General features: G+C 37.9%; 10 protein-coding genes and 1 riboswitch. Of the genes, 3 read left to right on the top strand and 7 right to left on the bottom strand.

The features are described from left to right. Positions 1-43: 43 nt before the first annotated feature. From gcvPB to gcvT, 3 genes are read right to left on the bottom strand one after another with little or no spacing between them, the layout of a single operon-like run. Positions 44-1,516: an aminomethyl-transferring glycine dehydrogenase subunit GcvPB gene (gene gcvPB, locus B9N79_RS02310; RefSeq protein ID WP_026009487.1), complete on the bottom strand. Its 1,473-nt coding sequence runs from the start codon at positions 1,514-1,516 to the stop codon at positions 44-46. Then, on the bottom strand, positions 1,503-2,855 hold the full coding sequence (gcvPA, locus tag B9N79_RS02305) for an aminomethyl-transferring glycine dehydrogenase subunit GcvPA (protein WP_040056777.1): 1,353 nt from the start codon (positions 2,853-2,855) through the stop codon (positions 1,503-1,505). Before gcvPA ends, gcvPB begins: the two co-directional genes overlap by 14 nt. Beyond that, complete coding sequence (gene gcvT / locus B9N79_RS02300) at positions 2,852-3,958, bottom strand: glycine cleavage system aminomethyltransferase GcvT (protein ID WP_040056778.1); 1,107 nt, start codon at positions 3,956-3,958, stop codon at positions 2,852-2,854. Before gcvT ends, gcvPA begins: the two co-directional genes overlap by 4 nt. A 194-nt stretch (positions 3,959-4,152) precedes the next feature. After that, positions 4,153-4,242: riboswitch (glycine riboswitch) on the bottom strand. 175 nt (positions 4,243-4,417) lie between these two features. On the opposite strand from gcvT, the gene B9N79_RS02295 reads away from it, so the two are divergent. The 3 genes from B9N79_RS02295 to B9N79_RS02285 are packed head-to-tail and all read left to right on the top strand — an operon-like array spanning position 4,418 to position 7,270. Then, a complete protein-coding gene (locus tag B9N79_RS02295) occupies positions 4,418-6,100 on the top strand; it encodes a DEAD/DEAH box helicase (protein ID WP_040056779.1) in 1,683 nt (560 codons plus the stop codon). After that, positions 6,087-6,908 (top strand): YqhG family protein, encoded by an 822-nt coding sequence (locus B9N79_RS02290; RefSeq protein WP_019391512.1) that lies wholly within the window; start codon positions 6,087-6,089, stop codon positions 6,906-6,908. The genes B9N79_RS02295 and B9N79_RS02290 overlap by 14 nt, the downstream gene beginning before the upstream one ends. Before the next feature lie 20 nt (positions 6,909-6,928). Then, positions 6,929-7,270 (top strand): DUF3889 domain-containing protein, encoded by a 342-nt coding sequence (locus B9N79_RS02285; protein ID WP_048896874.1) that lies wholly within the window; start codon positions 6,929-6,931, stop codon positions 7,268-7,270. Between the two features lie 56 nt (positions 7,271-7,326). Here B9N79_RS02285 and cydC read toward each other — a convergent pair whose 3' ends face one another. The 4 genes from cydC to B9N79_RS02265 are packed head-to-tail and all read right to left on the bottom strand — an operon-like array spanning position 7,327 to position 13,184. Next, positions 7,327-9,072, bottom strand: a complete 1,746-nt coding sequence (cydC, locus tag B9N79_RS02280) for a thiol reductant ABC exporter subunit CydC (protein ID WP_048896875.1) — start codon at positions 9,070-9,072, stop codon at positions 7,327-7,329. Next, on the bottom strand, positions 9,066-10,781 hold the full coding sequence (gene cydD, locus B9N79_RS02275; RefSeq protein WP_046217852.1) for a thiol reductant ABC exporter subunit CydD: 1,716 nt from the start codon (positions 10,779-10,781) through the stop codon (positions 9,066-9,068). The genes cydC and cydD overlap by 7 nt, the downstream gene beginning before the upstream one ends. Continuing rightward, a complete protein-coding gene (gene cydB / locus B9N79_RS02270) occupies positions 10,781-11,797 on the bottom strand; it encodes a cytochrome d ubiquinol oxidase subunit II (protein WP_040056782.1) in 1,017 nt (338 codons plus the stop codon). Before cydB ends, cydD begins: the two co-directional genes overlap by 1 nt. Further along, positions 11,784-13,184, bottom strand: coding sequence for a cytochrome ubiquinol oxidase subunit I (locus tag B9N79_RS02265; RefSeq protein ID WP_019391507.1), 1,401 nt, complete (start codon positions 13,182-13,184; stop codon positions 11,784-11,786). Before B9N79_RS02265 ends, cydB begins: the two co-directional genes overlap by 14 nt. Positions 13,185-13,489: the final 305 nt, after the last annotated feature.

The following is a 13,489-nucleotide window of genomic DNA, read 5'->3' as shown; positions in this document are numbered from 1 at the left end:
ACATAAGAAAAGGATGGAGAATACTCTCCATCCTTTTTGATTATTAAATTTTCACTTCTTCTTTTTTATAACATAAAACAGGCTTACGAGCTGCAAGTGTTTCATCAAGACGTCCAATAACCGTTGTGTGCGGGGCTTCTTGCACAATTTCAGGATTATCTTCTACTTCTTTTGCAATCGTAATCATTGCTTCAATGAAATTATCCAATGTTTCTTTTGATTCTGTTTCCGTTGGCTCAATCATCATACCTTCTTCTACATTTAACGGGAAATAAATTGTCGGAGGATGATAACCGAAATCAAGAAGTCGTTTCGCCATATCAAGCGTTCTTACTCCTAAATGCTTCTGTCGCTTTCCAGATAGTACAAATTCATGCTTGCAATGTCGATTAAATGGTAAATCAAAATAAGGAGCAAGCTTGCGCATCAAGTAATTTGCGTTGAGAACTGCATACTCTGATACAGCCTTGAGTCCGTCTCCACCCATTGTGCGAATATATGTATAAGCTCGCACATTGATCGAGAAATTCCCATAATACGGCTTAACACGACCAATAGACTTTGGAATGTTATAGTCAAACGTATAACCATTTTCTTTTTTGATTAACACTGGCTTTGGTAAGAAAGGAATAAGCTCTTTTTTCACTCCAACAGGACCAGAACCAGGACCACCTCCACCATGAGGACCTGTAAATGTTTTATGCAGATTCAAATGAACAACATCAAATCCCATATCCCCTGGACGTGCTTTACTTAATACAGCATTCAAATTTGCTCCATCATAATAAAGTTTCCCGCCTGCATCGTGAACAATTTGAGCCATTTCAATAATATTTTCTTCAAATAAGCCAAGCGTGTTCGGGTTTGTAAGCATAAGAGCTGCTGTATCCTCTCCAACAACCTGCTGGAGATGATTTAAATCCACAAGCCCGTTTTCATCTGATTTCACAGTAACGGTTTCAAAACCAGCTACAGTAGCTGAAGCAGGATTTGTTCCATGTGCAGAGTCTGGAACAATCACTTTTGTTCGGTTAAAGTCTCCTTTTTCTTCATGGAAGGCACGAATAAGCATAAGTCCCGTCCATTCTCCGTGAGCTCCTGCGGCAGGCTGCAACGTGACCTCATCCATTCCGGTAATTTCCTTCAAACTCTCCTGAAGGTCAAATAAAAGAGCGAGAGCTCCTTGAACACTTCCTTCGTCTTGCAATGGATGAATATGTGAAAATCCTGGATAACGTGCTACATCCTCATTTACTTTTGGATTGTATTTCATTGTACAAGAACCAAGTGGATAAAAACCTGAGTCCACTCCGTGGTTTCTTTTTGAAAGAGCTGTATAATGTCTTACAATGTCTAGTTCTGATACTTCTGGTAATAATGGTTCTTCCTTTCTTTTATAGTCTCCTCCTAAAATAGAAGAAACGTCTACTTCTTCTACATCAAGTTCTGGCAACGAATAACCTTTTCTGCCGTGCTTACTCAACTCAAAGATTAGCGGCTGATCAGTTTTCATGATGAAATTCCCTCACTTCTTCTACAAATTTATCAATCTCGTCTTTTGAACGAATTTCCGTTACAGCAATAAGCATACACCCTTGTAAGCTAATATCATCGCGTCCTAAATCATAACCACCAATAATTCCTTTTTTCAAAAGTGAAGCGTTTAGTTTCTGAATACTACAGTTGAAAGAAACAACAAATTCATTGAAAAAAGCGTTAGAAAACCAAACATCAAACCCTGCTTCTTCAAAAGCTTTTTTCGCATAGTGCGCTTTGCTCATATTCTGCTTTGCCATCTCTTTCACACCACTTTTGCCGAGTGATGTCATAGCTACTGAAGCTGCTAGAGCGTTTAATGCTTGATTCGAACAAATATTTGACGTTGCCTTGTCACGACGTATATGCTGTTCTCTTGCCTGAAGTGTCAGCACAAATCCTCGCTTTCCATCATTGTCTTTTGTTTGACCAACAAGTCTTCCAGGAATTTTACGCATTAATTTTTTAGATGTCGCAAAATAACCGCAGTGAGGCCCTCCAAATTGCATTGGAATTCCAAAAGGTTGAGCGTCTCCTACAACAATATCTGCTCCAAATTCTCCCGGAGGAGCAAGTACGCCAAGTGAGAGTGGATTGCTCGACACAACAAAAAGAGCATTTTGCTTATGAGCAATTTTTTCAATTTCTTTTAAAGGTTCAACTTGACCGAAAAAGTTTGGATATTGAAGAATAACGCTTCCCACATCTTCATCCATCTCTTCTTCTAACACTCGTAAATTTGTTAATCCATCCTTATGAGGAATTTCCACAACAGCAAGGTTTTGGCCTTTTGCATATGTTTTTAACACCTCTCTTGATTCTGGATGAACAGCTGACGAAACAAGTATTTTTCGTTTTTTAGTATGACCAGCACTTACCATCGCTGCTTCCGCAAGCGCTGTACCTCCGTCATACATCGAAGAGTTGGCAACATCCATCCCTGTTAATTCACAAATCATCGTTTGAAATTCAAAAATAGCTTGAAGTTCTCCTTGTGAAATCTCAGGCTGATATGGCGTATATGCAGTATAAAACTCCGAGCGTGAAATAATATGGTCTACAACAGAGGGAATGTAGTGATCATAAACACCTGCGCCTAAAAAAGACGCATATTGCTTTGTTGAAGCATTTTGCGCTGATAAAGCATAAAGCTCTCGTGTTAAGCATGCTTCAGATGCTCTCTTTTTTAATTTGTATTCTCTTTTAAAACGAACGCTTTCTGGAATATCTTCAAAAAGCTCATCAACAGTAGAAACACCAATTGCGGCTAACATTTCTCTACGATCTTCTTCTGTCATTGGCAAGTAATGATGGGTCATAGCGTTTTTACTCCTTTTTTCCGCTTATAAAACGGTGTTTTAATAATGGATGCTTTCACAAACTTATTACGAATCTCAACAAACACTTCACTTGCAAGAGAGGTATATTCTTCATTGATAAGAGCCAGCCCAATATTTTTTTTAAGAGTTGGAGATTGCGTTCCTGTTGTTACCTTTCCAACTTCTTTTCCATCTACAAAAACCCGGTAGCCATGACGAGGGATGCCGCGTTCAATCATTTCGAGACCAACAAGTTTTCGCTTTACGCCTGTTTCTTTTTGTTTTACTAGGGCTTCTTTTCCGATAAATGAAGATTTATTTAACTTAACGGCAAAACCAATTCCTGCTTCATATGGGGTGATGTCGTGTGAAAGCTCTTGCCCATAAAGGGGAAGGGCTGCTTCAAAGCGAAGGGTATCCCTTGCTCCTAATCCGCATGGTAATAATCCCTCATCTCTTCCTGCTCTTAGAATGGTTTCCCATAAGAAAGACGCCTGTTTCTTTTGACAATAAATTTCAAATCCATCTTCTCCTGTATAACCAGTCCTTGAAATCAGCACTTCAACCCCATTTACCGAGACACTATTTCGAAAATTAAAAAAACTTATTTCAGAAAGATCAAGAGAAGTTAGTTTACTTAATACCTCTTCTGATGAAGGACCTTGTAGAGCGATAAGAGCTATTTCTTCTGATACATTTGTTAACGTAACATCAGGGGTAAGATGGGCTTTCATCCAGTCAAAATCCTTCTCAATATTTGAAGCATTCACAACAACAAAATAAGAGTTAAGAGAAAGCTGATAAACAAGCAAATCATCAACAGTTCCTCCATCTTCATAGCACATTGCCGTATACTGAGCTTTTCCTGGAGAAAGAGCAGAAACATCGTTTGTCATTAACTTTTGTAGATAATCAAGGCTTCCCTTTCCTTCTACTTTAAACTCTCCCATATGTGAAACATCAAAAAGCCCACATTTAGTACGAACAGCTATATGCTCTTCTTTTATGGATGAAAATTGAACAGGCATACTCCATCCGCCAAAATCAATCATTTTAGCACCAAGCTTACTGTGTATATCATAAAGCGGCGTTTTCTTCATCATTCTCATCTCCTATAAAATTGACATCTCTATTTTCAATAGAATTCTGTCTTCTATGTTAATAGAAAACGGTATTAAAAAAAGGACAGAGTACTCCCTTTTAAGAAGTACTCTGTCCTTTGACCTGAAAGTTTCCCTTTCCTCATACGAAAAGGTTGCCTCGTTGGTGGCTTGGTTTTAAGCTCTCTCCAGAGTTGCGTCAAACAAAGGTCTTTTTGCCTGAGAGATTCGCTCATTCGCTTGCTCCTTCGGCGCTACAACATAATAGTCTCTCCCTTTGTTTTCATTCGCATCTATATTTTGTTACAGTTTCGGACATACTACATAAAAAAAGCAAAATGAACTCGTTGCAAAATGTTCATGCACTGAAAAATACTTATTAAACAATTCTTGAATACAAATTTATCCTACCATTAAACTTTATGAAAATTCAATAAAAATTTGCAGAAGAGGTGCAAAAATATGAATGTTCCGATTTCATTTGATCACGAATGGCAAGATTCGTTTTTAAAATCATTCGAAGAAGACGGCCCTTGGGCAAATTACGATATTTATCAGCTTGCCTATAAAGTTGCCCAAAGAACAGCGGTTCCTTCTTTTCACGATCTTCAAGCTCCGAGCTATTTGGCCGACTTAACTCCTCTCCCACATCAACTGGAAGTTGCTAAAAAAGTAGTAACAGAGATGAACGGAAAAGCTATATTAGCTGATGAAGTGGGACTTGGTAAGACAATTGAAGCAGGTCTTATTTTAAAAGAATATATGATTCGAGGTCTTGTAAAAAAAGTACTGATTCTCGTCCCTGCTTCCCTTGTGTCTCAGTGGACGATAGAACTTAATCAAAAGTTCCATATTCCAGCAGTTGCACAACGCAAGTCTTATGTGTGGGAACAGTGTGATGTTGTTGTTTCCTCTATCGATACAGCAAAACGCATGCCGCACAGAGACATTATTTTAGAACAAAATTATGACTTTATTATTATTGATGAAGCTCACAAATTAAAAAATCATAAAACTAAAAACTATCAATTTGTACAAGAGCTAAAAAAGAAGTTTTGTCTTCTTTTAACAGCTACACCTGTGCAGAATAAAATTGAAGAAATCTTTAATCTTGTTTCTCTTTTAAAGCCTGGTCACCTCGGAAATCAAGCATATTTTGAAGAGTTGTTTTCAGCGAAAAACCGCAAGCTAGAAAATGATGAACATTTGCGCGAACTTATTAATAAAGTCATGATTCGCAACAGAAGACAAGATACTGGAATCGAATGGACAAGTCGGAAAGTCGAAACCATTCCGATTCAGTTTTCTGAGGAGGAACGTGCGCTATATGACGCTATTGGGTCGTTTAAAGAACACGATAGCCCATCAAGTGCTTTTGCTCTTTTAACACTGCAACGTGAAGCATGCAGCAGCAAAGAAGCTGTATATATGACGCTAAAAGGTATGCTTGATAAAGAAAGTGAAGAGTATACCCCTCCATACACTTTAATTGAGACGCTTATGGATAGGATTGGAAACATCGGAAAAACTGGGCGAAATTCAAAAGCAGAAAAAATGGTGGAACTCATTAAGAAAATTGATGACAAAGTTATTGTTTTTACTGAATACAGAGCAACACAAATGTATTTGCAGTGGCTCTTGCAGCAGCATGGCATTTCTTCTGTTCCGTTCCGTGGAGGCTTTAAACGCGGAAAAAAAGATTGGATGAAACAGCTTTTCCAAAACAATGTTCAAGTTCTTATTGCTACAGAAGCAGGTGGAGAAGGAATCAACTTGCAATTCTGTCATCATATTATTAACTATGATCTTCCGTGGAATCCAATGCGCCTTGAACAGCGAATTGGAAGGATTCACCGCCTTGGGCAGGAAAAAGATGTCCATATTTATAATTTTGCAACGTCTGGAACAATTGAAGAGCATATCCTAAAACTTTTATATGAAAAAATCCGCTTATTTGAACGTGTAATTGGCAATTTAGACGATATTCTTACACAGCTTGAAATGAAAGACTTTGAAGAATATGTGAACGATGTTTTCCTTCATTCTCGTTCTGAGGGAGAAATGAAGCTTAAAATGGAACATTTGTCTTCTATTATTGATGATATGAACGATGGAGAGGAGAATGCAGCAAATGCAGCAACATGATATCCACCAGTTCTTGAAAGGATATTTTCAATCAACAGAGTGCTCGATTCTTGAAGAAGGAACCGGTTATCTAACCGTTCAACTTACAATTGATCAAGACAAAGAGCTTATGAATCGCCCTTTTTACTGGCACTATTTAGAAAAAGTTGGCGGGGAACCAAATCCCGCCTCTTTAACATTTATTACAAATGAACAGCATGCACCCCAAGATATTAAAGGAGAGAAAGTTCATTTCGGTTCTCCCCGCCTTCATCAAATTTTCCAAGCAACAAGAAGGTTTGGCTCAGCAATCAGACTTTATGAAGCTAATGTAGCACGTTCAACTCATAATACTGCTTTGCATCCTTGGCTTAATATGAACGTTATGGTGTCGTATCAGTGTGATCATAAAAGAGATTATCTTTTATCTCTTGGAATCCACTTAATTACAGGAAATATTATTGAAGATTTTCACGAACTTTTAAAAGGGCAAGCACTAACGCCTAAAATTCCAGACTTTACGTTTACCCTTTCTCCTATTATTAAACCAAAAAGCGGATTCAATCGTCTTCATCAATATATTGAAAAACATATATATGAGGATGATCACAGCTGGGCGGAAGAAGCAAAAGAAAGGTGGAAACAGGATCTTGATCTTCTTAATCATTTCTACGAAGACATTGAGGAAAAGCCATCAACGTATGATATTGAAAAGAAGGCGCTTCAAGACCAATATGAACCAAGAATCTCCGTCAACGTCGTTAACGGAGGAATCTTTTATTTACAGGAAGGAACAGTTCGTACCCTTCTACAACGAAAAATGGCTTGAAAACAATAAGGAGGATTTTGATGAAACTTTTTATTAAAACAATTGTTGCATTTTTTTCACTAAGTCTTATTACCGTGCCGTTTTTACACGGTCATGCCGAAACATCTGCATATATAACTCAATCAGCTGATCATGCGAAATGGGGCCGCCTCGCTGTTAAACAGACACAAATGAGGTATCCTGTTGCTCAAATTAAAGATTATGCATATCTTGGTAAAGGAAAGGAAAAAAACCTTGAAACACAGCGCTTTAAACTTTGGCTTCAGCAAGGAGAGAAAAAGTTTACTGTGTTCATTACAATCAAAGTCGATCCGAAAAACAACACAATGAAAAAAATTCAGTTTGTAGAAAGTTTAAATTAAAAAAGAGGAGCGAATTTGCTCCTCTTTTTAATTAGCCAATGAGAAAAGAATCGGCTTTAGACAAACTGTATTGGTTTATCCAATTCATATAGCTTCTGATAGTAAGCAGATGTTTTTAGTAATTCATCATGCGTACCTCTCATTTTCACACGTCCATCTTCTAAAAAGATAATTTCGTCCATCTTCTCAATTCCTGTGAGATGATGTGTTACCCATAAAAGCGTTTTGCCTTCTAACGTTTCAAAGATGGTATCTAACAACGCTCTTTCTGTAATAGGGTCAAGACCAACTGTTGGTTCATCAAGCATGACAATAGGCGTTTTTTGAAGAAGAACCCGAGCAAGAGCAATTCGCTGACGTTCACCACCTGAAAAGCGCTGTCCTGTCTCTTCCATTGAGGTTTGATATCCGTCCTGAAGAGAGGAAACAAGATTTTCTAATCTAACTTTTTTCACTACTTCTTTAACTTCTTCTTCTGTTGCGCTCTCGTTTGCAAGTAGCAAATTATTTGCTACGTTTGTGTTAAACAAATATGGATTTTGATTTAAAACTGAAATAAGAGAAGATGTTCCGTCTTTAATAGACGAAGCATTGTATTCATTTAACGTAACAGATCCCCCTGTTGGAACAAGCAGCCCTTGAATTGCTTGTAAAAGCGTAGATTTACCCGCTCCACTTCTTCCGATAATGGCAATTTTCTTCCCTTGAGGAATGTGCAAATTAAGATCTTTTAGCACAGCTCCTTCTTGTTCTTCATATTGAAATGATAGATTTTTCAAGTCAATTGTAATATTCTCTTTTGAACGGTTATACACAACTTGTTCTAAGCTATTTTCCTTTGAAGACTCTAGCTTATTTTCCAAGTTTGTAATACGTGTTAGCGATTCTTCATAGCGTGGGTATTTCTCAACTGCATTTGAAACAGGAATAATAGCTTCTGATAACGGAATAACAACAAGCACAAAAGCAGCAATATAGACGTTTGCAAGTTCACCATGCGAAAACAAGTTTGATGAGAATATCATCATTGTTACAATCATAGCTGCTACAACAACTTGAGCGATAAACTCCCGGTAGTATTGCCACCTTTTTGTTTTTCGGTCAGCCTCATCCACTTTACGACCAATGCGTAGGACTCGCTCTAAAAAAGTGCCTTTCTGACCGCTCATAAGCCAGTCACTAATACCAAGCAAACCGTCTGTTGTATATTGATACATACGATCTTTTTCGTGCTTATATGTTCTATTTACCGCTCTCATATGCACAAGAGAGAAAATAGGCATCACGATAATAAGCATAAAAAAATACAAAGCCATTAAAAGAGCAAAAGGAAGACTAAAATAGCCGAGAGCAATAATGCTAATAATATATAGTAAGAGCGCTGAAGCTGTAGGCAAGACTGTCCGTAAATAAAGATCTTGAAGCCCCTCAATATCTTCAGCAAGCACGCCTAATATTTCTCCTGTTTTTAGCTGTTTGTTTCCTGCAATACGTGGCTCAACAAGATGATAGAGACGCGTTCTCATCTTAGCAAGTACACGTAAAATAAAATCATGACTTACTAGACGCTCCGAATAGCGAAAAACGGCGCGCCCCAACCCAAACGTACGAACAAGTACAATCGGTACATAAACAAGCAAAATGTTTTCAGGACGAAGTGAGGATTTACTGATTAAAAATCCAGATGTGAACATAAGCGCTGCTGCTGATCCAATTGACAGCATGCTAAGCAGCATAATCGCAATCATTCGGTATTTATATTTTTGAACATATGGCATAATCCAGCTGCTCTTCTTCACGATGCATCCCCCATTTGTGCCTTTAGTAATCGTTTGTACGCTCCGTTTTTTTCTATAAGCTCTTTGTGTGTACCAACTTCAACAATTTGGCCGTCTTCCATCACTAAAATAACATCCATTTCTTTCATCCAATGTAAGCGATGTGAAGCAAAGAACATGAGCTTATCTTGTGAAAGGTGTAGTAATACTTCTTTTAAATCATACTCAGTCTCCACATCAAGCTGTGCTGTTGGTTCATCAAATAATAGGATAGAATGCTCACTCAAGAAAGCCCTTGCTAACGCAATCCGCTGTGCTTGACCACCGCTTAGCGTGCGCCCTCCCTCTCCGATAATTTCATTTTCACGATGTGGCAGACGAGCTACCATACTTCCTAATCCAGCTTGACGGATGGCTAATCTTACTCCTTCATCACTCGCATCAGGCTGATAAAACCGAATGTTTTCTTTAATAGAACCTGTAAAAATAAACGGGTGCTGAGGAATATAAACAGTTTGTTCTTGCCATGCTCCTGAAGTAAGCTGAACGTCTTCTCCATCAATGCGAACAGCTCCTTCATTAATAGACAGAAAACCGCTTAACGCGTCAATTAGTGTAGACTTTCCAGCTCCGCTCATTCCCATAATTCCTACTTTTTGATTTCCCTTTATTTGAAAAGAAAGGTTATGCAGCGTATTTTCTTCTTTTCCTTCATGATGAATATCGACATTTTGAAAAGTAATTGTGCTTTCCTTTGTAAAATGAGGTGCTGTTCCTGAAATGGTTACTTCCTCGCCTTTTTTGATTACGGCTAGTATTTCTTCTCCCGCTTCTTTTCCATCTAACGTTGCATGATAGTCATTCCCAACTTCTCGAATAGGAAGAAAGTATTCTGGTGAGAGTAGCAGCACAAGAAGAGCTGGCTCTAATGTAAGCGTACCGTCGATAAGACGTAAACCTAACATAACTGCTACAATAGCAATGGATAGCTGTGTAAATAAATCAAGAGCAAACGTTGATAAAAAGGCAATACGAAGCGTACCCATTGTTGACTTTCGATACTGACCACTAACTTTTTCAATTGTTTCACCATGCTCTTTACTTCTCCCTAAAAACTTTAAGGTGCGAAGACCGCGCAACGAATCAACAAAATGATTTGAAAGTAAACGATATGATGCCCACTGTGCGTCAATTTTCTTCTGTGCGGCAAGTCCAAGTAAAATCATAAAGACAATTAAAATGGGCATTGTAATCAATAAAATCAGAGCAGAAAGATGGTCGTAAAACCAAATATAAATAAGCACAAGCCATGGTGTAATCCCGATAGCAACAAGTTTCGGAATAAAAAGTTCAAGATAATCACGTAATTTTCCTAATCCTTCAATTAAAAATGTTACAAGATGTCCCGTACCTTCCCTTTTTGTATAGCGTGGTCCAAGCTTAAAAATACTTTGAAGGAGCGCTGACCGTAATTCAGTAACAGTCGTTTCTCCAAACTTATAAAGTATTTTTTTTATTAACAATGAACATAGATGTCTAGCAAGAAAGGCTACTATAAAGTAGCCTATTGTTTCTATTTGTGATGTTAAGCTTTTTCCGTTAAAAAGTGAGGTAATGGCTTCTGCTAGCCATTTTGCTTGAAAAATAATGGCTATAGTTTGAAGAAGCACCCCGAGAGATACGAGCGCTAATACTCTTTTGATGCCTTTATAGGCCATTAAGTTTCTTCCCATTAGTATTCCATATGCTCCTTATGGTTAATACGTTTACGAAAAACGTAGTAACTCCAAATTTGATATCCTAAAACGAACGGTAGCAATGTGAGTCCAAGATATGTGATTACTTTTAATGAATAAGCTCCAGATGCTGCATTGTGAATGGTTAAATTGTTAGCTTCATTAATTGAACTAATCATTACCCGTGGAAATAATCCAATAAACAGTGATCCTGTTACTAACATGATGACAAGACCTGACGAAAAGAACGCCCAGCCGTCTCGTCCTCTTGTTAGAAAGTAGCCAAGAAATAAGTAAACAACGATTCCTGCCAAAAATAAGTACTCCAATAAGTTTCCATGCACTGTAAACAAATCTGTTTTAAAGAAAGTAGCCACTCCAACTGCAACTAACAAAACAGCATTAATGGGCAGTAGCTTCTTAGCAACTTGGCGACAGCGATCTCTTAAATCATACATAAGACGGATTGTTCCAAATGTAAGGCCGTGCATAAAACAAAGCATTGTTAATGTTATCCCACCAAGTAGCGTATACCAGTTTACAATATCTGAGAAAGATGCTCTCATTTGCATATCCCCGTCAATTGGTACTCCCTGAATAACAGCTGTGAACATTGTGCCAAAAGCAAGTGGAGGAATAATGCTTCCAAAAAGAATTACCCAGTCCCACGTTGTTCTCCAAACAGGACTTTCTGCTTTTCCTCTAAATTCAAATGCAACGCCCCGACCAATTAAAGCAAGTAAGATAATCACGAAAACAAGGTAAAAACCGCTTAACATTGAAGCATACCAGTTTGGGAATGCCGCGAACATTGCGCCAATCCCTGTGATCAGCCAAACTTCATTAGCATCCCAAACAGGACCAATTGAATTGATCAATGCGCGGCGTTCTGCATCTGTTCTCGCTACAAATTTTGTTGACATTCCAACTCCAAAGTCGAATCCTTCTAAGAAGAAGAATCCAACAAACATAAAGGCCACAAGAATAAACCAAAATTCATTAAGAGATAGCATGTTGACCCTCCTTCATAAACGGATCATGATTTTCTTCTATCATCTCTTCCTCATGATGTGGTCCCTTTTTAATCTCCCGCACAAATAAAGTGACCATAACTGCAAATAAAATAATGTAAAATGTTGAGAAAGCAATAAGTGAAAACAGTACTTGCCCCGCTGTTACGTTAGCTGAAACAGCATCCTCTGTTTGCATATATCCAAAAACAACCCATGGTTGACGTCCAATTTCGGTCATAATCCAACCTGCTGAGTTCCCTATAAAAGGAAATGAAATAGCTATAACCATCAAGCGAAGATACCATTTGCTTTGAACTAATTTCTTACGAGCGTAAAGATACGCCCCTAGAATAGCTAATCCAATGATTGCTCCTCCTAAAACAGCCATAACGCGGAAACTCCAAAATACGGTTTTAACCGGTGGTATGTAGTTTCCTTCTCCGTACATTTTCGTATAGCGTTCTTGTAATTCATTCATACCTGTTACAGAACCTGAGAACTTGCCATAAGATAAGTAACTTAATAGGTAAGGAATTTCAACCTCTGACGTATTTTCTTTGTTCGCTGTATCAATATTGGCAATAGCTGTCCATGCTCCTGGGTCTTCACTGTTTTCCCAAAGCCCTTCTGCTGCTGCCATCTTCATTGGCTGTGTTTCAACTAAATATTGAGCTTGTTCATGCCCTGAAAGTGCTAGCCCAATTCCTGATGCTACTCCAACAGCAATTGCTACTTTAAAAGATCTTTGATAAAAATCAACGTGCTTCTTTTTCAAAAAGGCGATTGCACTAATACCTGTAATAAATAGTGCTCCTGTTGCAAATGAACCAAATAGCGTATGAGGGAACTCAACCCAAAGCTGTCCATTTGTTAAAATCGCTGCAAAGTCATGCATTTCAAGGCGTCCTCGTTGAAGTACTTCTCCAACTGGATGCTGCATGAAAGAGTTTGCTGATAAAATAAAAAATGCTGAGAACATCGTTCCTAATGAAACGAGCCAAATACAGAGGGCATGAAGCCATTTCGGCAAACGATCCCAACCAAAAATCCATAACCCTAAAAATGTTGATTCCATGAAAAAGGCAAGTAATGCCTCAATTGCGAGCGGCGCCCCGAACACATCTCCAACAAAGCGAGAGTATTCAGACCAGTTCATTCCAAACTGAAATTCTTGTAAAATACCTGTTACAACACCGACAGCGAAGTTAATTAAAAACAGGTGCCCCCAGAACTTTGCCATCTTTTTATATGCTTCATCTTTCTTCACTACGTAGATTGTTTCCATAATTGCAATGATGAAAGCTAATCCAATTGATAGTGGTACAAATAGAAAGTGAAATAATGTTGTGGAAGCAAACTGAATGCGTGATAATTCAACTACATCCATAAAGTCCCCCTCTTTCTCTCTAAATTTATCTTTGTGAAATATTGAGCAAACTAATCTATGCCTCTAGTATACTCCCTCATATATATATTTGTTTGTGAAATGTTGAACATTCTATGACATAATTGAGACAAATTTGTTAACATGTTGGTTATATGGGAAAAAAGAACGTCATTGGAATACTTTTATTAGATAAAAAAGCAAGATTTTTCCTTTTCATTACTTTTTTTAATTCTTTGTTAGTAATAATAGATAAAAATCACTCTTCAAAAAGAAAGTTATTAACATGACCTCTACGAAACAGTGAA

The sequence above is a fragment of the Priestia filamentosa genome, assembly GCF_900177535.1.
Taxonomy (GTDB): domain Bacteria; phylum Bacillota; class Bacilli; order Bacillales; family Bacillaceae_H; genus Bacillus_I; species Bacillus_I filamentosa.
Note: the sequence above shows the minus strand (reverse complement) of the source record. Positions and strands in the feature narration are given on the sequence as shown.

What these genes read in the sequence shown, in the direction of transcription:
- cydD (WP_046217852.1), bottom strand. Translation starts at nt 10,781, where the DNA reads ATGGGAAGAAACTTAATGGCCTATAAAGGCATCAAAAGAGTATTAGCG.
- B9N79_RS02290 (WP_019391512.1), top strand. Translation starts at nt 6,087, where the DNA reads ATGCAGCAACATGATATCCACCAGTTCTTGAAAGGATATTTTCAATCA.
- gcvT (WP_040056778.1), bottom strand. Translation starts at nt 3,958, where the DNA reads ATGATGAAGAAAACGCCGCTTTATGATATACACAGTAAGCTTGGTGCT.
- B9N79_RS02285 (WP_048896874.1), top strand. Translation starts at nt 6,929, where the DNA reads ATGAAACTTTTTATTAAAACAATTGTTGCATTTTTTTCACTAAGTCTT.
- B9N79_RS02295 (WP_040056779.1), top strand. Translation starts at nt 4,418, where the DNA reads ATGAATGTTCCGATTTCATTTGATCACGAATGGCAAGATTCGTTTTTA.
- gcvPA (WP_040056777.1), bottom strand. Translation starts at nt 2,855, where the DNA reads ATGACCCATCATTACTTGCCAATGACAGAAGAAGATCGTAGAGAAATG.
- B9N79_RS02265 (WP_019391507.1), bottom strand. Translation starts at nt 13,184, where the DNA reads ATGGATGTAGTTGAATTATCACGCATTCAGTTTGCTTCCACAACATTA.
- cydB (WP_040056782.1), bottom strand. Translation starts at nt 11,797, where the DNA reads ATGCTATCTCTTAATGAATTTTGGTTTATTCTTGTGGCCTTTATGTTT.